This is a genomic window from Aquimarina sp. EL_43, assembly GCF_943422735.1.
GTDB lineage: Bacteria > Bacteroidota > Bacteroidia > Flavobacteriales > Flavobacteriaceae > Aquimarina > Aquimarina megaterium.
In genome coordinates, this window is sequence record NZ_CALSBR010000001.1 from 1,815,273 (window position 1) to 1,838,883 (window position 23,611).

Annotated in this window: 21 protein-coding genes; 7 read left to right on the forward strand and 14 right to left on the reverse strand. The window is 31.8% G+C overall.

Annotated elements, in window-relative coordinates:
- Positions 1 to 252 precede the first annotated feature (252 nt).
- The 4 genes from NNL09_RS08210 to NNL09_RS08225 form a co-directional block, all read right to left on the reverse strand.
- Positions 253 to 3,354: a TrlF family AAA-like ATPase gene (locus tag NNL09_RS08210; RefSeq protein WP_196910981.1), complete on the reverse strand. Its 3,102-nt coding sequence runs from the start codon at positions 3,352 to 3,354 to the stop codon at positions 253 to 255.
- A 423-nt stretch (positions 3,355 to 3,777) separates the two neighbouring features.
- On the reverse strand, positions 3,778 to 4,365 hold the full coding sequence (locus tag NNL09_RS08215; protein WP_196910980.1) for a hypothetical protein: 588 nt from the start codon (positions 4,363 to 4,365) through the stop codon (positions 3,778 to 3,780).
- A gap of 179 nt (positions 4,366 to 4,544) precedes the next feature.
- Positions 4,545 to 5,138, reverse strand: a complete 594-nt coding sequence (locus NNL09_RS08220; RefSeq protein ID WP_196910979.1) for a hypothetical protein — start codon at positions 5,136 to 5,138, stop codon at positions 4,545 to 4,547.
- A gap of 294 nt (positions 5,139 to 5,432) precedes the next feature.
- Positions 5,433 to 5,687, reverse strand: a complete 255-nt coding sequence (locus NNL09_RS08225; protein ID WP_074405800.1) for a helix-turn-helix domain-containing protein — start codon at positions 5,685 to 5,687, stop codon at positions 5,433 to 5,435.
- 564 nt (positions 5,688 to 6,251) lie between these two features.
- On the opposite strand from NNL09_RS08225, the gene NNL09_RS08230 reads away from it, so the two are divergent.
- On the forward strand, positions 6,252 to 6,593 hold the full coding sequence (locus NNL09_RS08230) for a hypothetical protein (protein WP_196910978.1): 342 nt from the start codon (positions 6,252 to 6,254) through the stop codon (positions 6,591 to 6,593).
- A 241-nt stretch (positions 6,594 to 6,834) separates the two neighbouring features.
- Here NNL09_RS08230 and NNL09_RS08235 read toward each other — a convergent pair whose 3' ends face one another.
- Positions 6,835 to 7,611, reverse strand: a complete 777-nt coding sequence (locus NNL09_RS08235; RefSeq protein ID WP_196910977.1) for a CPBP family intramembrane glutamic endopeptidase — start codon at positions 7,609 to 7,611, stop codon at positions 6,835 to 6,837.
- A gap of 288 nt (positions 7,612 to 7,899) precedes the next feature.
- Between NNL09_RS08235 and NNL09_RS08240 the strand changes: the two genes are divergently transcribed.
- The 3 genes from NNL09_RS08240 (at position 7,900) to NNL09_RS08250 (ending at position 12,128) form a co-directional block, all read left to right on the forward strand.
- On the forward strand, positions 7,900 to 10,269 hold the full coding sequence (locus NNL09_RS08240) for an outer membrane beta-barrel family protein (RefSeq protein WP_196910976.1): 2,370 nt from the start codon (positions 7,900 to 7,902) through the stop codon (positions 10,267 to 10,269).
- A 90-nt stretch (positions 10,270 to 10,359) separates the two neighbouring features.
- Positions 10,360 to 11,388, forward strand: a complete 1,029-nt coding sequence (locus NNL09_RS08245; RefSeq protein WP_196910975.1) for a sensor histidine kinase — start codon at positions 10,360 to 10,362, stop codon at positions 11,386 to 11,388.
- Complete coding sequence (locus NNL09_RS08250; protein ID WP_196910974.1) at positions 11,385 to 12,128, forward strand: LytTR family DNA-binding domain-containing protein; 744 nt, start codon at positions 11,385 to 11,387, stop codon at positions 12,126 to 12,128. The genes NNL09_RS08245 and NNL09_RS08250 overlap by 4 nt, the downstream gene beginning before the upstream one ends.
- A gap of 149 nt (positions 12,129 to 12,277) precedes the next feature.
- On the opposite strand, the gene NNL09_RS08255 is transcribed toward NNL09_RS08250, so the two are convergent.
- From NNL09_RS08255 to NNL09_RS08275, 5 genes are all read right to left on the reverse strand, one after another.
- On the reverse strand, positions 12,278 to 12,769 hold the full coding sequence (locus NNL09_RS08255; protein ID WP_196910973.1) for a hypothetical protein: 492 nt from the start codon (positions 12,767 to 12,769) through the stop codon (positions 12,278 to 12,280).
- A gap of 424 nt (positions 12,770 to 13,193) precedes the next feature.
- The gene (locus NNL09_RS08260) at positions 13,194 to 13,844 is read right to left on the reverse strand and encodes a response regulator transcription factor (protein ID WP_196910972.1); all 651 of its coding nucleotides are present in this window, start codon (positions 13,842 to 13,844) and stop codon (positions 13,194 to 13,196) included.
- Positions 13,845 to 13,846: 2 nt separating this feature from the next.
- Positions 13,847 to 15,205 (reverse strand): sensor histidine kinase, encoded by a 1,359-nt coding sequence (locus tag NNL09_RS08265; protein ID WP_196910971.1) that lies wholly within the window; start codon positions 15,203 to 15,205, stop codon positions 13,847 to 13,849.
- A 254-nt stretch (positions 15,206 to 15,459) separates the two neighbouring features.
- Complete coding sequence (locus tag NNL09_RS08270; RefSeq protein ID WP_025665342.1) at positions 15,460 to 16,227, reverse strand: YwqG family protein; 768 nt, start codon at positions 16,225 to 16,227, stop codon at positions 15,460 to 15,462.
- A gap of 106 nt (positions 16,228 to 16,333) precedes the next feature.
- Entirely contained in the window at positions 16,334 to 16,558 is a 225-nt protein-coding gene (locus tag NNL09_RS08275; protein WP_196910970.1) for a helix-turn-helix transcriptional regulator, read from the reverse strand.
- Positions 16,559 to 16,692: 134 nt separating this feature from the next.
- Here NNL09_RS08275 and NNL09_RS08280 point away from each other — a divergent pair, with 134 nt between their 5' ends.
- The 3 genes from NNL09_RS08280 (at position 16,693) to NNL09_RS08290 (ending at position 18,181) form a co-directional block, all read left to right on the forward strand.
- Positions 16,693 to 16,902 carry a hypothetical protein gene (locus NNL09_RS08280; RefSeq protein WP_160170086.1) on the forward strand — a complete coding sequence of 70 codons (210 nt, stop codon included), beginning with the start codon at positions 16,693 to 16,695 and terminating at the stop codon, positions 16,900 to 16,902.
- Positions 16,903 to 16,983: 81 nt separating this feature from the next.
- Complete coding sequence (locus NNL09_RS08285; protein WP_025665339.1) at positions 16,984 to 17,289, forward strand: helix-turn-helix domain-containing protein; 306 nt, start codon at positions 16,984 to 16,986, stop codon at positions 17,287 to 17,289.
- 550 nt (positions 17,290 to 17,839) lie between these two features.
- Complete coding sequence (locus NNL09_RS08290) at positions 17,840 to 18,181, forward strand: hypothetical protein (protein ID WP_025665338.1); 342 nt, start codon at positions 17,840 to 17,842, stop codon at positions 18,179 to 18,181.
- 231 nt (positions 18,182 to 18,412) lie between these two features.
- Here NNL09_RS08290 and NNL09_RS08295 read toward each other — a convergent pair whose 3' ends face one another.
- From NNL09_RS08295 to NNL09_RS08310, 4 genes are all read right to left on the reverse strand, one after another.
- Positions 18,413 to 19,723, reverse strand: coding sequence for a hypothetical protein (locus tag NNL09_RS08295; RefSeq protein ID WP_196910969.1), 1,311 nt, complete (start codon positions 19,721 to 19,723; stop codon positions 18,413 to 18,415).
- A 1,031-nt stretch (positions 19,724 to 20,754) separates the two neighbouring features.
- Positions 20,755 to 21,489 carry a YqjF family protein gene (locus NNL09_RS08300; RefSeq protein WP_025665336.1) on the reverse strand — a complete coding sequence of 245 codons (735 nt, stop codon included), beginning with the start codon at positions 21,487 to 21,489 and terminating at the stop codon, positions 20,755 to 20,757.
- A gap of 115 nt (positions 21,490 to 21,604) precedes the next feature.
- Positions 21,605 to 22,711 (reverse strand): glycoside hydrolase family 3 N-terminal domain-containing protein, encoded by a 1,107-nt coding sequence (locus tag NNL09_RS08305; protein ID WP_196910968.1) that lies wholly within the window; start codon positions 22,709 to 22,711, stop codon positions 21,605 to 21,607.
- A gap of 33 nt (positions 22,712 to 22,744) precedes the next feature.
- Positions 22,745 to 23,596 (reverse strand): sulfurtransferase, encoded by an 852-nt coding sequence (locus NNL09_RS08310; protein ID WP_035096008.1) that lies wholly within the window; start codon positions 23,594 to 23,596, stop codon positions 22,745 to 22,747.
- Positions 23,597 to 23,611 lie beyond the last annotated feature (15 nt).

Consider the following 23,611-nt stretch of genomic DNA (forward strand, 5'->3'; position numbering starts at 1 on the left):
TATTTTTAAATTTATATCAAACTCATATTATGAGGTACAATATCAGTGATTCATTTATAAGATGATTGTGGTTTTCCACAATCATCATTTGTTTTTACCAAACAACCCCATACTTCAACTCTTAAGAGTTGAAGTATGGGGTTGTGTTTACCCTATAAATGTAACTATTATTATTGAGGATGAAAAACTCCCTAAGACGTTACTTATTTTTTAATCATACTATAGTGTGATACATTTATTTACGCTCTTTTTTCAATTTGAAACACGTTGTTTTAAATACTTAATTTTACGTTTATCAAATGCAGGCATTGTTCCTTCTAAAATATTAACGATCTCTTTATTAATAGATTCATTCTCAATGCCTCCTGTGTTTAAAGAAAATTTGTAATTATTTTCTTTTGCAATATCAACGTGAATTATTTGCTCAGCATCTGCTACTACAGCTAAATTAGGATTATGTGTAACGATTATTAATTGCCTATGCTTCTTGGCTTGCTTAATAAATGGCACTAGAATTTCAAAAACACTTTGATTATCAAGATTATCTTCTGGCTGATCTATTATTAATGGTTTTTCGTCATTATCTAAAAGCAAATAAAATACAATTAATGCAGCACCTCTCTCACCAGGGGAAAGCTGTTGAATATCTTTATCTGCAAATTTTAATGCGTACTTTTCATTCAAAAATTCTAATCCGTAAATATAATCGAACAAATTTTCCAAAGATTTGGCAGAACGGATTTGATTAAAAGGGTTTTGTTTTTGATCTCCTGAATATTCTAAACTGGAAGTGATTTCATCTACCTTAGTCAATATACCATCTTTATCATTGGGATCTAAATCTTTTATAAAGTCTTTAAAACGTCTATTTGCTTCATCTACTCCATAAAAATACCCAGTTTTACCCTTGTCAATATAGTCTAAGAAATTTGCCTTTAATCCTTTTATCTGAAACGATGCTTCTAGCGATATTCTATAACCTTGTATTTTCTCCGAATTTTCGTCTAATAAATTATCTATATTTTTCTTCAAAGACGAATAAATATCTACAATTTCCTTTTTCTTATTGTAAATTTTCGCAGCTATTTCTTTTCTAATACCTTTATACTCTATTAGTCTTTCAGGTAGGATTTCGGCAATATTTTTTATTTCTTGCTCATAGTATTTTAACGTTCCTGCACGTGGATTTTCATCCTCACCCTCAATTATTATCTTCCTTAACTCCCAATCTTTTAATGAAGCATTATATCCCTCAATAAGTTTTTGTTTCTCGTCTAGGGAGTTAGAAAGGAGTTCATAATTCTCCTGTATTTTCTCAATTTTTAACCACAAAAGGCTTTTGACAGTTTCAAACAAATCTGAATGTTCTTGTGTATATTCAACTTTTCCAAGTTCTAATTGAAGTTTTAACTTTTCTTTTTCTAATGAAGATATTTTTTGCTCAATAGGTACTAAATTGATTGTTGGCTTTGGAAAAATATTATCTATATTAAGAGCATACTTCTTCAAAAATTCAATTTCACTTTGTCTAAATGATTCAATTCGATCCTGTTCCTCTTTAAACCTAAATTTAACCTGCTTAAGTTCGATTAAATCACTATTTAAAATCTCAAGTCTATCAAGATATTGAGATTCAACCTCTCGCGCATCCTGTAACTTTTTTTCTTCCTCTTTTAGCTTTTTATAATTTTCATCATTTTTACCACCTTCTTTATCTTCACCACCTTTTTCATCGTCTTTATCTTCTTCAGAAAATGGATTAACTGGTTTGCTTGTTATATGGCTATCTAAATCTTCCTTTAAATTTTTAATTTTACTTTCAATACTCTCTTTATGTTCGGTCGTATCCCTTTTGAGTAGATTGACTATATCGCAATTAATATCATTAAGATCATCCCTAAGTGTTTTAATGGATGACTCACAATTTGTCTTCACCTCTTCAATAAAATCTTCAAATGAATCTTTTCCTAAACGATCCGTCTCATCAATATGCTTAAAAACAACCTGATTTAATTCCTTTATGAAATTTTCATTATCATCAATTTCATTACACAAATCCTCAAAATAACTCTGCGGTAAATATTTAACTTTTTCTTCAGCATTTTGATCTATATGTTCGTGTAAGTACTTCTCTTCCGAATTAGCACTTTGCCAAGTCAATTTTGCTTTAAAATTACTTGCTAATCCATTCTTTCTGAATTTTCTATTCTTAACATCTAAAAAAGAAAAATAGTTTTCATTATGAGAGTTACCCAGTAATCCTGCTATATCCGTTATAGCACTTTTTCCTTTTCCTTTGTTACCGATTATTGCTGTCAATTCATTACTAGGGTATACTACTTGATCACGAAACCAGATTCCTTGACTTTCATCGTAACCCTCACCCTGATTAATCTCTATTTTCGAAATATATTTCGTTTTATTTTTTTGAACCCTATCTAAAACTTCAGGTTTTGTTCCAATAAATACTCTCTCTTCTGGCTCATAAGTAAGATATTTGAGCCCTTCCCAAGATGGCTCAATCTTTATCCAAGTTACCTGTGAGAACTCGCATAACTGTCCTTTGTTATCCTTTTTAGAAAACTCTTTACCTAACTTGTTATCAAGATCATCAAAGGAATGGGCATCACAGCCGCTTAATACTGGACAAGGTTTAGACATCTCACGACTGCCATCCGAATTTTGTTCATACCTATCATCTTTCAAGAACCATTCAATATTTTGCACACCTCCAAAAAAGCCATCACAAATTTTATCAATCTCATCTGAAATATTCATCTTTCTTGCAGATTTATTGTCTGCTCTTATACCTTGATTATTTGAAGCAGCGAAAATCAAATAAGGTTCATCATTACCGAAAACTTTTTTCAAAGCGGGTTTCAAATCTGAATATTTTATTGCAGCTTTTTTAAAATCATCAGACGACTCTAACTTATCGCAGCTTACAACTGACCCATTATTGGTTATGTTAGTATCTAACTTTGAAAGAAAATCATGTAATTTTTTTTTGTTTATTTTATCTTCATTTGAAAAAATTACGTGTAGGTTAACTTCTTCACCACTTTTATTAACAGATACGTCTAAACGAAACTCTATGTTAGGAAAGAACACCTTTTTTGATTTAGGAAATTTGTTGTTAAATAGATTAATAAACTTGAAGTAGTTATCAAAGCAGAAATAATCCGTGATACCAAAAACGGTAACGTCCGACTGCTCAATCTTTTCACAGTATTCATCCCATTTGTCCCTACCTTCTGGTAATTCAAAACCTTTAGGATTTAACTTTGTGTCTGGTGTATGTAAATGAAGATCACATTTGATCCATTCCGAACCTCTTCTATATTCATTATTCATAAAAAAATAATTTCCTCTACTAACGATTCATAATCTTGTTCAGGTTTATTCAAGTCGTATCCAATCAGGTATGATTTTTTAGTCATTTTATTTTTTGTTACAATATCAGTGATTCATTGATAAGATAATTGTGGATTACCACAATCACCATTTGTTTTTACCAAACAACCCCATTCTTCAACTCATATGAGTTGAAGAATGGGGTTGTGTTTACTTGATAAATGTAATTATTATTATTGAGGATAAAAAACCTGGCTAAGGTGTTCCTTATTTTTTAACATGCTATTGTATAATCATGCTATTTTAAAAATAGATAGTGATGGGTATCTATTTGGATTATCTAAGCAGTAATGTCACTAGCGAGACGCTAGTGGGGGTAGAGGTAAACCTATTTCAGGATAATACATTTCTCTTTTCCATGGTTTAATTGAATTTTAGCCCAAGACCAAATAAACTGTCTAGTTGTATTTTTGTTGAAATCATATGTTTATTATTATTAATAGTACTTTCCTTAATATCCTTTAATTCATCCCAAGTTGTTGCTTTCCTTTTTCTATTCGCAAGCAGTATTGAATCTTCTTGTAGATTCAGTATTCTTGCTTCTAACTTACTTTTTAATATACGATCTTCTATATGAGCTCTTGTTTCAAAAAAATCAATTAAATCACTAATCCATTTATTATCTGATTCAGGGTAAGATTTTTTTATAACTTTTAAACCTATAAGTAGATCTTTAGAATTACTTCCATTTTCTATGAGTTTTAATACCATTGATGCTCTCTCTTTGTTTATTGTTTCTTGTGAGCTCTTTCTGTTTAATATTGATTCAGGTCTTTGAATTATGAAAAAGAGAATGATTGTTCCGATAACTGCACTTATCCATTTAAAATTTCCTAATCTTCGATTTGTTTTAATAGTTTTAATTTCTTGTTTGATTTTTTCAAATTCCAATTCTTCTTTAGTTAATTTAGTACCACAATGTGGACTATCAGAATATGCATTGGTACTCATAATTATAATTTTTTGGTTTTATGACCTACTCCAGAACAGGTTTCGAAGCAAATTAATTTAAACAAATACCCTAAACCTGGAACTGATCCAGATGTAGAGTGTTTGGTATGTTTACGTTTGATCTAGTATTAAACTTTACTCTGATTTCATATATAATGTTGTGCATTCGACTTTTGTTTTTATAAGTCACTTTTAGCTTTTTCTCTTATTATTTTACTGTTTATTTTGTCAAAATATGATAGTATAACAAAACTTGTCAAAAACCCATCATTTTCAATAGAAAGCTGAATACTTCCATTTTCCGTTTCATAAGTTGTGTAATATTTACACCTGTTCATTCCGACTTCGTGCATTTTAGAATTGTCATCTTCTGGTTCTGATTGAACGTCAAATTTCTCAACAATCTCTGAAGGTTCTCCATATTTTTCAGTCAGCAATTCTTTTAAATTATAATAATTAGATGAAAGAGACGACCAAGTATTGCTTTCAGGAAATATCACCGTTATTTTACTTACTAAATTTTTCTGTTTTAGGGTTGCAACTCCTACAACGCAGCCTTTGTATGCGGCAAAGTCGCCTTTGAGCATTGCAACACCTTCTTTTGTTCCAATGTGGGTAAATCCACTTTTCTTCATTTTTAAAACATACTCATTGAGAGTTCCATCGATAGGCACACCTTTAAATGTCATGTGTTTCGTTGTGTCCGTATTGTCTTGAGCAAAACTTGTTATTACTGCTATAGCCAGAAAAAGCGTGTTTAAAATTATTTTCATTTTATTAAATTTTGAAGCCTTATAAATTGAATTGTAGATTTTTTAATTCAGCTGAGGCACAACAATAGAATAAAGTATATATCCTTTATATTCCATGTATCTTATATCAAACTTATATCATGAGGTACAATATCCGTGATTAATTCATAAGATAATTGTGGTAATCCACAATCACCATTTGTTTTTACCAAACAACCCCATACTTCAACTCAATTAGAGTTGAAGTATGGGGTTGTGTTTACTTGATAAATGTAACTATTATTATTGAGTATAAAAAACTCCCTAAGGCGTTACTTATTTTTTAAAATCTTGTTCTAGATCTTTTAGTAATTCACTCATTGGCAAGCCAAGCGATTTAGAAATTCTAAAAAGCATACCTATTTTCATTTCTTGAGTCCCTTTTATGTACTTTCTAAGATTTTCAACATCAATACCTGCATCATGAGCAATATTTTTCTGCACTAATCCTCGTTCAATAATAATTTGCTTAATTCTTTTTGCTAAAACAATTACTATTTCAGGACGTTCATGTTTTCCTTTTTTTGCCATGCAGTGAAGGTATATGTAATAGATTGTTTACAAATGATTGTAAACAATCGGTTGTATGTAACCGATTAATTGTTATATTTATCACTAATTATATATATATTTGCGATTCTTCGTATAGAAAATATTGAAGCTGTCGCTTAGAGTCTCATACTAGAAAACTGGTAATTTTTGCAAATGAGATGATAAGTAGATTGGCTCACGACCCGGGCGTGGGCTCTCTTATCGTTTGCAGGGTATACCAGTACCTCTAGTGTGGTAAGTTGAGTTCCACGCCTATTTTTGGTAGTCTTATTCAACAATTCTTAGCATTGGTTTTATTTTTATTCTAAGTTTCGTAATAATTAGCATAGGCTTTTTTGTGGGAATAAAGTTTTAGTACAAAAGGAAGATAGGACAGTATGATTAAATCATTCTAGCAATACTCTTTACAAGTCGAAAACACTTATATCCGCTTCTTTTTGAGAAGATAGCACTTGGTATGCATTCGGTATTCCTGATGTGTGTTTTAGCAAAAGGAATTAAGCAAATTTTATCTAAATCAAAGGAAACCATAACTATAAGTAGATGAAAATAGATCCAGACACTCAGATTTTCCCGCAATTTAAGCTATCGACACATCAGGATTTGATCTTATTTCTTATTAAGAACGAATTATTAGGTACCCGATTTATAAATCAATTAGGCACCATAGGTTTTGATACTTCTTTTTTTAGTGTAGAGCTTGGTACAGCAATTTTATCATTAATGGGTTTTAAAAATCGAACCGATACTTTGTGGGAGTGGTATCATGATACTGTAGATAGGTACGCAACAAAGATTTGCCTAGAAGATTATGCCACTACCAGAGCAGTTTCTTTTGATTTTTATATTGCATTACGAATCAAACTACATACCGAACAAGGGTAAATGATGTAATGCAAAAATCTGTATAAGTTTAATTTAGAAAGCTATACAATTGATTTAATTCTATCGGTTTATTGAACTTTTATTAATGTTCTTCATGGTTTGGATTAGGAAATATAATAGTGCAAGAAACTATCAAGATGACCATACTATTTTAAATAGGTAGTGATAGGTATCTATTTGAGTTACCTGGGTAGTAATGCCACTAGCGTCTCGCTAGTGGGAGCAGGAGCTTAATGCTTTTCTATTGGTTCAATGCATACTTTTTCATTAGAAATATTCCATACAATAAGCAAGGTAAAGCAAGTAATGTAATAATAACAGCATTTTCGATTGATGTTGGGTCGCTTATTTTTTCTTTAATTGGAAATCCTGCTGAGTCTAAGTCACCGACAAAATCAATTATTGCGTGCACAATTATTAATGGATAAATTCTTTTTGTAATCACCAATAAAACACCAAACATTACTCCAATAAAAGTAGCATAGCAAACTTGCGATAATTCTCCATAAATTCCTTTGTCGAAATTCAATATATGGATAAGCCCAAAAAATAAAGCAGAAACAAAAACAGATAAAATAAAATTCTTTTTTGTATTTCCTAAGTAGTTTATCAAGTGTGATTGCAAAAAACCTCTAATACTCAATTCTTCAGCAAACCCAATTGATATCGAATAGATTAAAAATAAAGCGATATTGGGAAATAGGATGTTGGTATCAATATCGTCCATTATCATTGCGTTGAGCAATACTAAATAAATAAGCGGAAATAATAATAAGTGCCATTTTTCTAGATTTGTGCCTTTAATTCCAGCAACCTTGAAGAGTCCATTGTTTTTAATGAAGAAATACGAAACTACTATCAAAATCAAGTTTGCACCAATTTTTAGGAAAGTATGAGTTTGATATGACTCAATTCCGTTTTCTATTAGTCGTTGTAAAAGATATTCTCTTGTTAATAAAATCAGTAAAAGCGCAATTACAAATATTGTAAGTTGATTCCAGAATTGTTTTTTGTTCATTATTGATTGGTTTTAAAGTTCTTTACTTAATAGACGTAAATTCTGATAAAATGGTTGTCTGATTTTTTTGTCGTATTAAGCACAACAACAAAATAGAGGATATCTATCCTTTATTCTATCTATGTTTATGTTTAGCAATATTAAAAAGGGGGTCAATAATTTTGTTGAACGCCTTTTTTATTTCCCTTAATTCATTTCATTTTTTCCTCAATTCATTGTACAGCTATTTCAAAAATTGCACTCTCAGGATACTTTTGAGGTGTCATTAATCTTGAAATATTATACACTATGAAAATCATAACTACATTTTTAATCGCCTTTATTTGTTCAATTAGTTTTGGACAGACTTTTACAGGAAAAATAATCGATAAACAAAACCAACCTATTCTATTTGCCAATGTGGTTGCAAAAAGCGCAACTGATAATTCGCTAATTAATGGGGTGATTTCTGATGAAAATGGAGAGTTTTCTATCGAACCAAAGAAAGAAAATATATATATAGAAATTAGTTTTGTTGGATTTACTACCAAAAGAATAAACCCTACTCAATCTAATATGGGAACAATCGTTTTAGAAGAAGAAGGACAACAACTACAAGAAGTCGTAATTACAGCACGTAAAAAGCTTATTCAACAAAAAGTAGATAGATTAGTTTTTAACGTAGAAAATACCGTTGCCGGCACTGGCGGAAACGCACTCGACGCATTAAAAGCCACACCAAGCGTAAATATTGATACCGACAAAATAAAAATTGTGGGTAAAGGAACTGTAAAAGTAATGGTTAATGATAGAATACTTCAATTATCAGGTAACGAACTAACGGCTTATTTAAACAGCATTGCATCTGATGATATTAAAAATATTGAAGTCATTACAACACCCCCATCGAAATATGATGCAGAAGGCAATAGCGGACTTATTAATATTGTTCTAAAAAAATCAAAAGAAAATAGCTGGAATAATCAAATAAGAACTTCTTACACCCAAGCAACATATCCATTATTTAATTTTGGAAACACATTTAACTACAATAAAAACAAAGTAAGTTTAATTGCTTCGTTAAATGGAACTAAAGGACATACAGCACAATTTAATCAATTTGATATTATTTATCCATCGGCTTCAACCGTATCAAATCTGGATATGAAAAATAAAGAAAATATGATTTCGGGCAGGCTGGGATTAGATTACAATGTAACAGATAACGCTACTGTCGGAATTTTATACACAGGTTTGTCTGAAGATAAAGGTATAACCGATGGTGGAAGAACACTAACAAATGATGGTAATGGAACGTACACTATTAATGAAGGTAACGCCGAGACAACAAATAAAAATCACTCAATTAATGCGCATTACATTCAAAAATTAGATACGCTTGGTAGAAAATTATCTATTGATGTTGATTACTTTAATTTCAACAATTCTTCTAATAGAGGTTTTAGCAGTGAACAATTTATTACAAACCAAAGTTATTTTGAGGCGAAAAATAGCACCAATCAAAACATTAAAAATTACAGCGGAAGAATAGATATGGAACACCCAGGCAAATGGGCTAATTTTTCTTACGGAGTTAAAACCACAATTACAAAAACAGATAGTGATGTAGCATTTTACAATACCACTACAGGAACACCAATTTTTGACCCAACACAAAGTAATGAGTTTATGTATTCTGAAAATATTAATGCAGTATATGCAGATATGTCTAAACCATTAGGTGAAAAATGGCAAGCAAAAATCGGACTTCGTTTTGAAAACACTCGAACAAAAGGAGTTTCAGAAACAAACAATCAAACCGATATCAATTCGTATAACAAACTATTTCCATCAGTATTTTTAGGATATACTCCTAGTAGAAAAAATATGTTTAATTTAAGTTATAGCAGAAGAATTCAACGTCCTAGTTTTGAACGTTTAAATCCGTTTCGATTTTATATTAATCCTATTTCGTATCAAGAAGGAAACCCGTTTTTAAAACCACAAATTTCTGAGAATTTAGAATTAAAGCACATTTACAAAGGAAAACTGATAAGTAAAGCATTTGTAAGTTATGTAGATAATGGATATTTCAACATTATTAAAGCAGAAGATGGAGCACAACAACGAATAGTAGTAACATTTGACAATTTTTATACAGCTTATAATTATGGGTTAACTGAAACTTTTATATACAACCCAACAAAATGGTGGAATACAACAACCCAAGCAACGGTATCAAAAATGGACACACAATACAAAGATGGATTTAATTTAGACGCTGAATTAGTAAGCAGATGGAATTTTCAATTGTATAACCGAAATACATTCCATTTAAACGAAGCAAAAACAATACAAGCAGAAACCACACTTATTTATGCCTCGCCACAAAAATTGATGTATTTTTCAATATCTGAAATGGTGAGTCTAGACCTGGGATTAAAATTTTCGTTACTAGACAAAAAACTAAATTGTACAGTAGCCGTAAACGATATTTTAAAGCGTAAGGCAACGAGTGTAAACACCAAAACTAACGGAATAGACCAAACATACTATAATTATTTTGATACCCGAGGTGTGAAGATTGGTCTAAACTATAGCTTTGGTAACAAAAAGATAAAAATTAAGCAACGTAATTCTGGAAACGAAGAAGAGCAAAACAGAGCAAAAACTAATTAATCGAAAATAAAGTCGTTTAAAGAATTAGATACTTTAAACGGCTTTGTTTTAAATTAAAAATATATTTTGTACATCTAAAATTACAAAGCAGTGAAGGTTTTCAATCAAAAAATAAATCTAAAACAAGTTTTAATAGTCATTGCACTATTAATACTAGGTAATGCTGGTAAAATTTATCTTTTACATAACGTACGAACTAAAAGTGATATTGATTTTTATAGTTATTTCGACCACGTTTCTGTTTTTCTATTCTCTGCGGTTTCGGTAATATCTGTACTAGTTTCTTGGAAAGTTATTAATAGAATAGACACGACAAATACAATTCTAAAATTTGTAAAGGTTTATATTTTGTCTTTTTTATTATTTGTTATCGCAGGTGTTATTATTGATTATGTTCTTTTGGGTATTATAATGAACAATAATGAATATGATTTTATGGTTAGATTTATAAACACGATGTCGGTTGCTTTTATACTTGTTGATATTTTTGCGCTTACTTCTGCATTTTTATATTTCAGGCAATCTCAAAAAACCACATTAGAATTAGAGCAAACCGAAAAAGAAAAAGCAACATTACAATCGCAAATGCTGCAAAAGAATTTAGAACCTCATTTTTTATTCAATAATTTGAGCGTTTTATCAGGATTAGCAAGAAAAAAACCGGAGCAAATAGAAAGTTTTATCGATGATTTTTCTGATGTATATCGCTACTATTTAAAACATGGAAAAAAACAATTGGCCGAGTTAAAAAATGAACTGTCATTCTTAATAAGTTATATGAATTTAATGGAAAAACGCTTCGGAAATGCCTATCAAATTGAAAATAGTATCGAAAACACAAACGGATTTATAATTCCGTGTTCGTTACAACTATGCATAGAAAATGCGATAAAACATAATAAAGGGAGTGAAAAAAACCCGCTGTTAATTTCGCTTTCATTGAAAGGAGATACCATTGTGATAAAAAACAAACTAAATAAAGTAGATTTTACGCTCGGAACAGGAACAGGAAATGATTACCTCAAACGTCAATATCAAATCAATTTTAACAAAGACGTTGTTTTTACAGAAACTGATACTGAATTTATTGCCGAAATCCCGCTAATTTTTGAAATATGAAAGTACTAATCATAGAAGACGAAGCCATAAATATTGAAATCATTTCGGACCATATTCTTCGATACAACGGCAACATCGAAATTGTAGCTTCGTTACAAAGCAAAGAAGAAGTTGAAAAATGGTATCAAACCAATGAAGAAGTAGATTTAGTGTTTTCTGATATTGAATTGTTAGACGGAAATGTGTTTTCTCTATTGAAAACCAATATTATAAAATCCCCAATTATTTTTACAACCGCCTATAACACTTTTTACCAAGATGCTTTCGATGTAAACGGAATAGCTTATTTACTAAAACCTATTAGCTATAACAAGTTTTGTAAAGCAATGGAAAAGTTTGAAAGTCTACAAAACAAAGAGGTTGATTGGAAGAAAATATCAGAAACTATTCACGGATTAAACAACAATTACAAAGAGCGTATCATCATAAAGACCAAAACAGAAATAAAAATTTTAAGCACAAAAAACACGGGAGCAATTTTATCTAATTCAGGAAAATGCATCGGGATTGATGAAAACGGAAAAGAAAATGAATTTCGCTACAAGTTATCTGATTTAATAAAAGAGTTAAACCCAAAAGAGTTTTTTCAAATTAATCGTGGTGAAATTGTAAATATCAATTTCATCGAAAAAATTGAGCCTTACTTTGGAGATAGATTGGCAATTTCAATCAAAAACTACAAACAACATTTAATTACAAGCGCATCTGCAACAAGCGAATTTAGAAAATGGATCGAGTAAAAAAGCTAGCAACTCCAGAGCTTAAATTACATATGCTGTTGTGAACCGTAGGGACACATTTGGGTAAGCACACTTGAATATTTCTTTTTACCATCAGAATAAAGACCACCTACATAACAGTTTTGATAAACATTATAGACAATTGACTTTTAGTTCAAAACGTCCTTTTTTTCAATAGTATACATTTTTAATAAATCAACAAATCCGTTTTTTATTTTATTCACTTCAGACTGCGGTGTATCTTTTTCTAGAAAAATTGTTATACTAGATGCGGTTTCCCCATCGAAATGTTCTTCAGTTTTTATGTTAATCTTTTTAGTCTCTATAGAATTATTGGGAAAAAATATTTGAATGTATTTACTATCAGCTTTTTGCTTGACTGTTATTTCTAAATACTCTTTTGCGGTCAAATAATATGCTGTTGAACAAAGTTTAAAAGCTGTACAGAATTGTATAAATTTAATCGTTTTGTTATGATTAAAGTCAACCTCCTCTAGCAGATAGTTATAATTTTTTTCGCTATCATAAAGTTTATGCATATCTATTTTTTCACCCAAAGATAGAAGCGCTTCTGCTTTAGTTTGACTTGAACATTTTGTGTAGATAGATAATAAAAATAATGCAACAAATAAATTTTTCATAATTAGATAATGTTTTTTTGAGTTATGGTTTACAACCTCCAACTAAATGAGTATGTTTCTGCAGTTACTAGAAGTAATCATGTTCGTGATTTACAATGCCCTTCTAAACGACTCAATTCGCATATTCATTTTAGTGTTTTATTAGCTACTTTTTTAGTTTATTCATTTCATTAGATTCTCTCCTTGTTCTTGTAGCATCAAAAACACAAATCCCTCTTCACAAACCGTTTTTGGGCCAGTGCTTAGCGCTGGCAGAATATGATAGTATTAAAAAAGTAAGAATGAGGATTGTTTTTAATTTCTTTATGTTTAATATTTTATACAGCAAAATTACCTCTTATATGTAATTGATAAAATAGGTAATCGTACTGATTTTATATCCGTAGGATTACAGAAGAGCAAAGGAGAAGAAGGTTGAATGCTACTAGAAATCTGAGGTAAACCCGTTTCTTATACCATATTTAATAAGGCCTACAATGGTTTTTACTTTTGTTTTTCGAAGAATATTTTGACGGTGTGTATCAACTGTTCGCCTTCCTATAAAAAGTTTGTCTGCAATTTCTTGACTACTATATTCTTGGCAAATTAATTCGAGAACTTTTACTTCCCTATCTGTTAGTTCATTTGTTTCGGCTTCAATTTTCCGTTCTTTTTTAACCTTGTTCACCATAACAGACAAGACTTCTTTGCTGTAATAAGTACCATTGTCTGTAATTCTGGTTAGTGCTTCAATAAGCTCTTGTTTTCCTGTATTTTTGAGGATATAGCCATCGGCTTCACTCATCATTATTTCGCTAACAACTTCTTTGTCGTTATGCATCGATAGCACAAGTACTTTTAAGTTAGAGTAAGTAGATTTTATTGTTTTAATAAGTTCTATACCACTCATTCCTGGCATACTAATATCGGTAATAATAATATCTACGGTATCTTTTTCGAGCTGCTCTAATGCATCTTCGGCACAAAGGTATTCTGATACAATTTGTAAGTATTCCTCTTTTCGAAGCAATGATTTAATTCCATCAATAAACATTTGATGGTCGTCTATAATCATTATTTTCACAGGTGTTTCCATATTTAAAGAATTACGTCAATTCGGATATCTGTTCCTTTTCCCTCGGTAGAAATAACATCAACTTCACCATTTATCATGGATATTCTAGAAAAAACATTTTGCCAGCCAATGCCTTTACTTTGGTGAATGGTACTTATATCAAACCCTTTTCCATTATCCGAAATTAAAAGGTGTGCCTTATTGTTTATTCGATTTAATGTTACAGTAATTTTATCTGCTTTGGCATATTTAATCATGTTGTTTAGAACTTCTTGAACAACTCTGTATAATGCAATTTCTTTACTTTCCTCTAATCGGTTATCCATTCCTTTGTGGCTAAAATTAACATGAAGTGCTTTAGACTCATTTATTGTATTGGCAAATGATTCAATGGCAGAAACCAATCCGTATTCCATAAGTGCGGCTGGCATCATATTGTGCGAAATAGTGCGTACTTCATTTACAGCCTCATCTATCAAGTTCATTGAATTTTGAACTAATATCTTATCCTCTTCATTTACTTCGTCTTCTAGCCCTGCAATATTTAATTTTGCTGTAGAAAGTAACTGGCCTAAGCCATCGTGAAGATCTTTTGCAATACGAGAACGCTCTTTCTCTTCTGCCTCAAACACAGCTCTATAGTGTGCAGTTTCTTCGTCACGTTTTGATTTGGCCTCTTTTACTCGAGTATTAAGATAATAAATCAACCCTAGTAATATCAATAGTCCTAAACTTAATCCACCCCAAAGCACTAAGTTTTTGTTAGCAGCTCTTTCTTCTAACAGTTTTAAGTCTTTAATCACATTTTCTTTTTGCAATTCTGCATTTTTACGTTCTTCACTTAGTTTTTCATTCAAGATTCGTTGTGTTTCATATGTAGTATGTTTTTCTGCAATTGCCATTTTCATATCATTTTTGAAGATGGTGTCTTTTAGATTAGTTTGGATTTTATAATATGAAGCCGCCTTTTTGAAATTCTTTACTCTTTCGTTGTTAGTGGCTAATTTTCCTGCCAATTCCATCTGGTGATAGAGAGAACCAATTTCTGTTGCAATTTCATAGGCGCCTTTAAACAATTTGTTAGCCTTTTGATGCTGCTCTAACCGGGTATAAGCTATTCCTTGGTTGGTCATTATTATCATTAGCTGTTGCTTGTTATTAGTAGAAGAGGCTAGTGTGTAAGCAGAATCGAGCATCACCAAAACTTCATGGTATTTTTCCTGAGACTCATGTTGTAAACCTATTTCGTTAAGAGTATTTGTATTAATAGTGTTGTATGGCGTTTCCTTAACTGCTTTTAAGCTGTCAATTATACTTTTGTTTTGTCCAAATGCAGAATTGAACAGTAGTAAAAGTGAAAGGAAGAATAACCAATTTTTCATATAAAGTGTTATACTCAGAGCATTGTAGCTAACGGACTTGTGTATGGAACGTAGCATATAAAAAGACACTAACTTTTCGGATTAACACAAAGCCGAATTTTTATATTTTGTTTTTAATTTTTCTATTCTAAAAGCCATACTTCGACAAGCTCAGCACAGGCTTTAAAATTTGGTGGTCTTTGCAAATAAACGAAACCTTTCGATTTGGCACTTATTAGCTATGTTTTATACATCGTGTTGTGTACAGTAATTTTTTAACAACAATCCCAATAAAAATAAGCTTTAGAAAAGTCTTCTTTAATTAGATTCTCTTTATTTATAAAAATGTGCCCAATTCCGCTATCTCCAAACATTATGTGATCATCAATATCAATTTGTAAAACTTGAATATCATTTCTTTGTTCCACATTATAATCTCTTGGATCTGATTGAGTAAATTCGGCATATCCACCAATTTTATGTCCCGTAGAGTCAAAGTATTCTCCGAATTGTTTTTCTTGTTCTTCATTCAAGCTTTCTGTGAACTCCCAATAATCGGTTTCATCAAAGAGATAGTCAAACTGAGAGTCCTCAGAACCTCCTTTATCAATCCCTTTTTCAAAAGAAAGTTGATGAAGTTTATATATTGGCATTTCTTCGTAATCGTTAATTGATAGAAATGAAAAGTCAGCTAATGCTTGTTTACTTAATTCTTCTTTTGAGTGATAAATGATTTTTGAATCTTCATCATACCAGTCCGTTGGTGAAAGAAAGAGTTGTAGAATTCCATTCTCAGGAAAATGTTCAAGTTTAGGGATTTGTTCAAAATTCAGTTGAGCAATCATTATCATTGACTTTCCGTTTTTATCTTTCGGATATTCTTTCTCTTTTGGGAAAAAAGGAAATCCTAAGAATTTACTATCAGTTAATTCTAAATTATCTTCAAGAAGTTTTTCTTTTCTAGGTTTCGCCTTTATTCGAATAAACTCTCGTTCATATTTTTTTAAATCTGATTCAAATTTCTTTAAAAAGTCTGGAATCATTAATGTTTGTTTTTATTGTATACAACAACGGAATAAAAGATATATATCCTTTATTCCATCTATATTTATTTTTTAGCATACTGTCTATAATCATACTACAGTACGATTATTTACTTTCTTTTTTTAATTGTAAATCCCCACAAACATATTCTAGCAGTTCGCAGGCATCTACTTCTATAGCTAAAGCAATAAGATACAATTCGTCTGCTTTAATTTTTGTAGAGAAATTGTTAGAAAGCTCGCTTAATCGATTTTTGTTAATACCAGTTTTCCTAGAGACACTAGCCTTGTTTATCGATCTGTTATCTAGATATTTTCCAAGTTTTGTCATGTTCAATTGTCATTATTTTCAGTATATAAATATAAAAAAAGAGTACATAAATAATAATTTTAAGTATAATATTTTGATATAATACTGATTTTAGGTAATATTGTGTATATAATCTACATAAATATATGCAAGCAATGATAGATAACAACCAAAAAAAGTGCCAGACCTATATTAAGATCCCACTTACAGAAGAAAAAGACCTAGAAGTATATAAAGATGGGATTCTGGGGATATTAAGTAAAGTAGAAATACATAGTGCAGACCAAAGAACGATAGGGCATCTTAAAACCGTATACAAATTGTTAGATTGTATACAGCTACAGCATATACGATCGGTTTCTTAACACCAGTGTCCCAAAAAATAAATTCTATTGTTATGATGGGATTAAAAAAAATAGTAAATTTGTCAAAGAATGACAAAATGAATGAAAGAAACGTTTGGAGAATATATCAAAATGCTTAGAACAACAAATGGGTATACGCTAACCCAACTGGCAGGTCTGCTAGATATAGATTTTGCAAATCTAAGTAGAATAGAGAATGGGATACGCGATTTTGATAAAAAGAAACTTTCTAGATTAGCAGAGGTTTTTAACCTTAGTATAGAAGCATTACAAGACGAATATGCAAGTGATCAACTGGCAAAGCATATGTATGAGATAGGTTGTTCTAAAGAACTGCTTAAAGTTGCAGAAGAAAAAGCAGAATATCGCAGAGCATTAAAAAAATAAAAGATAATACCCATTGTGCTTTTGGGAAAAACATGGTAAAAAAAAGCGTCAATTCGAGTGTTTTGTCGTAACGATCTCTCGACTACGCTCGAGATGACATGAAGACAAAATGTATCGAGAATAGCTTTTTTAAACCAATAATCCTTGTCATCCTGAGTGTATCGAAGCACTCGAATTGACGCTTTTTTGATTCAAAAATCTTAAATGCACAACAAATTAAATACAATACCTTTTTTACAGATTTAAGGTATTCCTTTTTTCGGGACTACATTGCACATCCTACCTGGCAATCCTGTAAATCTGTTAATTATAAAGAGAAAGTAATGTATGGTAGATCATACGTTTTTACCAGGATTGTGATTAGAGCTTTAGTAGATTTTCTAATGTATAATTTGGGCTTACCTCTTTACAAGTCGAGTACACTTATATCCGCTTCTTTTTTGAGAAGATAGCACTTGGCATGCATTTGATTTATCTAATGTGTGTTTTAGCAAAGGCCGGAGACTACGCTAATTTTATCTAAATCAAAGGAAATCATAACTATAAGCAGATGAAAATAGATCTAGACACTCAGATTTTTCCGCAATTTAAATTATCCACACAGCAGGATTTGATCTTATATCTTATTAAGAACGAATTAGTAGGAACCCGGTTTATCAATCAATTGGCCTCGGTAGGTTTCGACACTTCTTTTTTTAGTGTAGAACTGGGGATGGCCATTTTATCACTAATGGGCTTTAAAACCCGAACCGATGCTTTGTGGGAGTGGTATCATGATACTGTAGATCTATATGCAGCAAAAATTTGTCTAGACGATCACGCCGTTACCAGAGCCGTTACTTTTGATTTTTATATTGCATTACGCATCAAGCTACATAGCGAACAAGGGTAATTATAATAAGTAATGTGATAGAAAAATTTGTTTACCCTCAATTTATAAAACTATACAATTGAGGAAAACAATCTGTTTTTAATGCTGGTCTTTATGCCGTCGAGAATACACTATAACAGTTGATTTGGTTAATCCCCCAGAAGCAAGACCTTGCCTCTAGGGAATTTTTATTAAGAAAACTTATGCAACAATAGTTGTGGTTTCTGTATCTGAGTTAAGAATATCGAGAAATTAAAATTCCTCACCGCCACCACCGCCATTAGAGCAGTCTACAAACTCGACTTCTGTGCCAGACCATTCTGTAGTGCCACAAGAGTTGGTTCTTCTTACTTCAAAAAGATACCAACCAGGAGTTGGAGTATAATGTAAGGTTCCAGAATTTCCCGAATAATTAGTCGATGGACTGTATACAATAGATAGATTAGGATATCTACGGAGCCTTATTTGGTGTGTTGTACCCGATAATCTCGGAGCAATGCTATAGGTATTACCTGTGTGACTAGAACAAAAATAACCGATCTCACCTATACCATTTTCGAATTCGATCATGCTTAAATCTACGACAGCTTCTCCTATCCAAATATTTCTACGTACCGTATGTGACGGTAAAGTAGCTTGAATAAATCCAGACCCGTTAAACGCGCTATTTGTAGGTCTTACCGTAATACTGGTATTTGTCGAGGATATGATTTGAAGATTTGAAGAGGTTGTCCAGTTTATTGGGATAGTCGAAATACTCGCAGTATATGTCACCGTAGAAGTGTTGCATATTAGCGATGATCCTACTAAAGTGAGCGGAGGAAATAAGTGTCTTATTGCTATAAAATCCCCGGCACTAAAGTTGTTTATTGAGCATGCTTTACCACCGTTCATTACAGATTGCGCATCTGTACTTGGTGTACCTGGGATAAGACTTGCAGAAGTTTGATTGGTATGCATAATACCCAGATTATGACCCAGTTCATGTTGTACATTAGAAATTCTCATATTCTGCGTAATGGCCCCACTACATGCATTAAAATCTGGATTTACCCAGATTCTTACTCCAGGCAAACCGTTGGTTGTAGGAAATGTTCCTCTTCCGAAAACATTGGCAGCTAAATTCATACTAGGATCTTGTGAGTCATACATGATCTGGATATGGGCATTGGCAGCCGTAGCAGTTATATTAAGGAACAAACCCGAACTAGTAGCGTTCCAACGGCCAATTGCGTTTATAGAAGCGTTCCTCCAATCTACATTCATACCGGGATTTATAAACACATTGATATTGTTAATCGTTACAGCATTGGGATGCTCTCTTTGTTTAGTGCTGGATTTTTTAGGAGCATGGTATTTTTTGTTTTTATAAAAAACCATATCTCCATCTACCAAATAATAGGTTCCTTTGTCTTCGATTAGATCATCAGAAAACCCCCAACTCTTTAAGGTTTTGAGTACAGCATCGTTTTGTGATAAATTTTCGTTTTCTACCAGAGGATCTTCTTCAGAACATCCTAGGAGGATAGCGAACAACAGACTTAAAATACTTAGTTTTTTCATATTATTGAGTTTTAATTTTTGCCCTACTTTGTTATGGAGTGTTCGGGTCACATTTTTCTCCTTGTGATTAATAGCTCCTGGCGGTAGTGAAGTATTTTTTGTTATTGCGAAGCCTATTTTGTTTCTTAAGATTAGCTTAAAGAAATTGAATTTCTCTTTTGTAATATGCACCGTGTGCTATTACTTATAATGGCATCATTATCTTTTTCCTCTTGTTTTTAATAAGAAGTCTGAGGTTTTGGATTATACAGCTAATGAGACTTAAGAATCGTAAAATAGCTTTGATACCTATTAGAATTCGTTATCGCGAAATTGAGAGTTGTATACTTACGGTGTGAGTAACCATAAGGTTTTTTGTGTGAGTGTTTTCATAATCTTTCCGTTGGTTAATATTAATCATTGCTAAGCTTTACAAGGTTGTTTCTTTTTACCTTGCTTACTTTAGATACTCTAAATTTAGGAATTTTTTTGTGTAAAACCCGATAGCGTGTATTTAAGGCGCAAATTCGATAGCACAGATTTGTAATCTGTGAAACAACCAAAATATTAATAAGTTAGCTGTAAATAAGATCGTTTTAAACCCAGAGAATTATGTTTTTGATTCTACAATAAATCATGCAGGTTTAGTCACGAATTAGAAGTTGTTTCTTTACAAGTATTCTGAAGTTTTAAAAACACGGATTACAAATCCGCGTCATCAGATTTTTATGCACGGATTGAAAATCCTCGCCATCAAATAATTTTATATAAGAAATGGTATACATAATGCATATAAAGATGCTATTTAGAAAACTATATAATTGAAGAAAACAATTTGGTTTTTGTAGTGTTATTTATTTTGTTTCGGTAGCTTTTTGTTTGATCTTTTTTATTAAAAAAACTTGATTACTAATAATATACCATCTGTTACTTATTTTTTATAGAAACATATCAAGGCCAAATCACACTGTTTTCTATTACAATAGCATACTATGTTTTCGTCTATTTTTTCTAGTGCATTACTCGTAATAATGGTGCGCAAAAACTAATATTCATAATGGTAAGATTCTTTCTTTTTTGTTCTTCCCCCAGGCAATTACGTTTACCCCTTTTGAATATTGAATTTTATCTGGCTTACCCTGGATTAGTTTATCAAATCTTGTGTAGTTTACCTTTAGCTTAGTAAGCTCGATTTTTTGTATTGGCCATTCGATATGATGAATCTCAAACTCATTAATTGACTTCTCTGTATCTTGAAACAAAGCATATCTTTCTGTAAGCCATGTGTCGAGAGCACCTTTATCCGTAATTTTTTCTCCAATAGAAAATTGTATGTCTAGTTCGTCTTTAAACTCTGGATTTGTTGATTGATATTGGTGTTTACTTCGTTTTATTTTTGAATACCGATATGGCAATTGAGAAATTGCCTTAGCTATTTTACAGGATAAGCTTGTTCCTCCTTCTATGCTTAGAAAATAGACTCCCGTTTTTGTATTAGACTTAACATATGTTCTAATATTAATTTCATCAAAATTAGAGATCGGAGGAAATGGTGGTAGGTTTTTAGGTCGAATTTTTTCCATAGTAAAAGCTACCAAAGAAACCCAGGGTTTACCTTCAAAAAGATCAATTTCTAGCTCTTTAGGAACAAATTTTTGTAATTCTGATACTTCGACCTCCCAATGAAGAAATATTGCATTGTTCCATTCCTGGTAGAATTTCCAGTTTTTATCAGGGATTTTCCAGGGTCGGTGTTCGGTCGTATTTAATAGTTCCTTGATTGACACAGTTAATAAAACAAGATGTTTATTTGTATAATTTGTTTACTACAATTTTAATTAGAATTGAGAATTTTTGCTTTTCCAGATATATATGATGGAGAGTATTTCTATCAACCATCAACTATCTAATGACCCCGGCACATACTTTTAATCGTAAGATTTTCTTTACCGATTGCATTACCTGTTTTTTATAGGCTGCATCAGTTTTCATTTCGGCAAGGATAGCATTTATCGTTTTTATTTCGTTTTGTGGCATCAGAATTAGATCACAACCTGCTTTAGAAGCGAGTAGGGGGGCGTTGTCTAGTATGGTAACAGCTTTCATAATATTAAGTGCATCAGATATAATAATACCTCTAAAACCCATTTTCTCTTTTAATAAGCCAGTAACAATTTTTTTAGAACAGCTAGATGGTAATCCATCGGTATCATACTCCTCATTATTTTTGATAGTGATGTGGGCAACCATAATAGAGAGTACACCATCTTCGATAATTTTTGTATAGTTATCTACCTCTTGCAAAGGGCCATCTATGTATACACTTTGCTTGTGGGTATCTCCTTTTACAAGACCATGACCGGGAAAATGTTTTGCGGTGGCTATGATCCCACTTTCCTGAGAACATTTTATAAATTGATTGGCAAGACGAACAACATCTTCTTTATTATCTCCGTAACTTCTGGATTTTATAGCCTCATTATTAGGGCTGATATCCAGTACAGGGGCATAGTTATGATGCACACCAATATCTCTAAGTTCCTGGTTGATGATATTAACTACAGAATCGGATTGTGCTTCGGTTTTGATATCAATGGTTTTACCTACTTTACGGGCTCCTTTAATTCTACTAGAGAATAAACTAGGCTCGGCATCCATACTAAACAAAAGCGGAACAGTCTTATTTTTTGTAGTAATAGCATTAAGTGCGTTAATATCTTCGGTATGTTTTTGTTTATGCCCTTTTAGATAGACTACACCTCCAATTGCATTTTGCATGGCTAATTTACGAACGGTAGCTGCTGGCTTACCTATTTCTCCGCCAGAAGTGATGATCATTTGGGCTACCTTTTGTCGGTCGCTTAATGTGTTAAAAATAGAATCTACAGTATATTCTAATTCAGAAGTATAGGTATAAAAATCTTGTAAGCTAAATTTTGGTGCTTTTTGTGCATAGCTGGTGGTGGATACTAAGACAATGCAAAAAATCAATCGAAAAAAACAGTTCATATAATATAATTAAGTAGATATTTTGATTTGTGTTTAACACTGAATAGGAACTTCATCTAATTGTCCCCATTCGCTCCATGATCCATCATATACAGATACATCATGATATCCCGCCAACTCTGCAGCAAGCATAATAATACACGCGGTAATGCCTGATCCACATGTAAAGATCAGTTTTTTGTCTTCAATGTTAAAATGTTGTAGAATTTCTTGTAATTCGGCAGTAGATCTCATTTTACCATCATCAAGTACTTTTGTATAATGCAGATTCATTGAATTTGGAATATGCCCTCCTTTAAGACTTTCTCTGGGCTCGGGTTCTGATGCAGTAAATCTACCTGGTGAACGTGCATCTAGTATTAGAGTGCTTTCAGAATTCATTTCTGTAAGTACCGTTTTAGCATTGGTAACTAACTTAGAGATGTAATTGGCTTCAAAATTTCCACGGTTGTATTTTTGTGGTATGGTATCTTCAGTTTCACAAGGTTGTTCTGCTTTTTGCCAAGCGGGGAGGCCACCATCTAATACAGCAACGTTTTGATGCCCCATAGCAATAAACATCCATCGTACTCTTGGACTAGAGTAGATTCCTAAGGTGTCATAGATCACTATGGTATGATGAGAACTAATACCTAATATTTTACAAGCTTCTGAAAAAGCTTCTGCAGAAGGAAGCATATTAGGAATATCGGTAGTTGTATCAGAAAAAACATTTTTGATATCAAAAAACCGAGCTCCTTTGATCTTTAGGTTCGAATTTGTTGACTCATTTGGTGCGGTTACTTTTTTGATTGTAGCATCCAGAATGACCAAATCAGGATGATCTAAATGCTTAGAAAGCCAGTTTACCGATACAATGGGTTGTGTGATTTGTAGTGTATTCATAGGTTAAGGTATCAA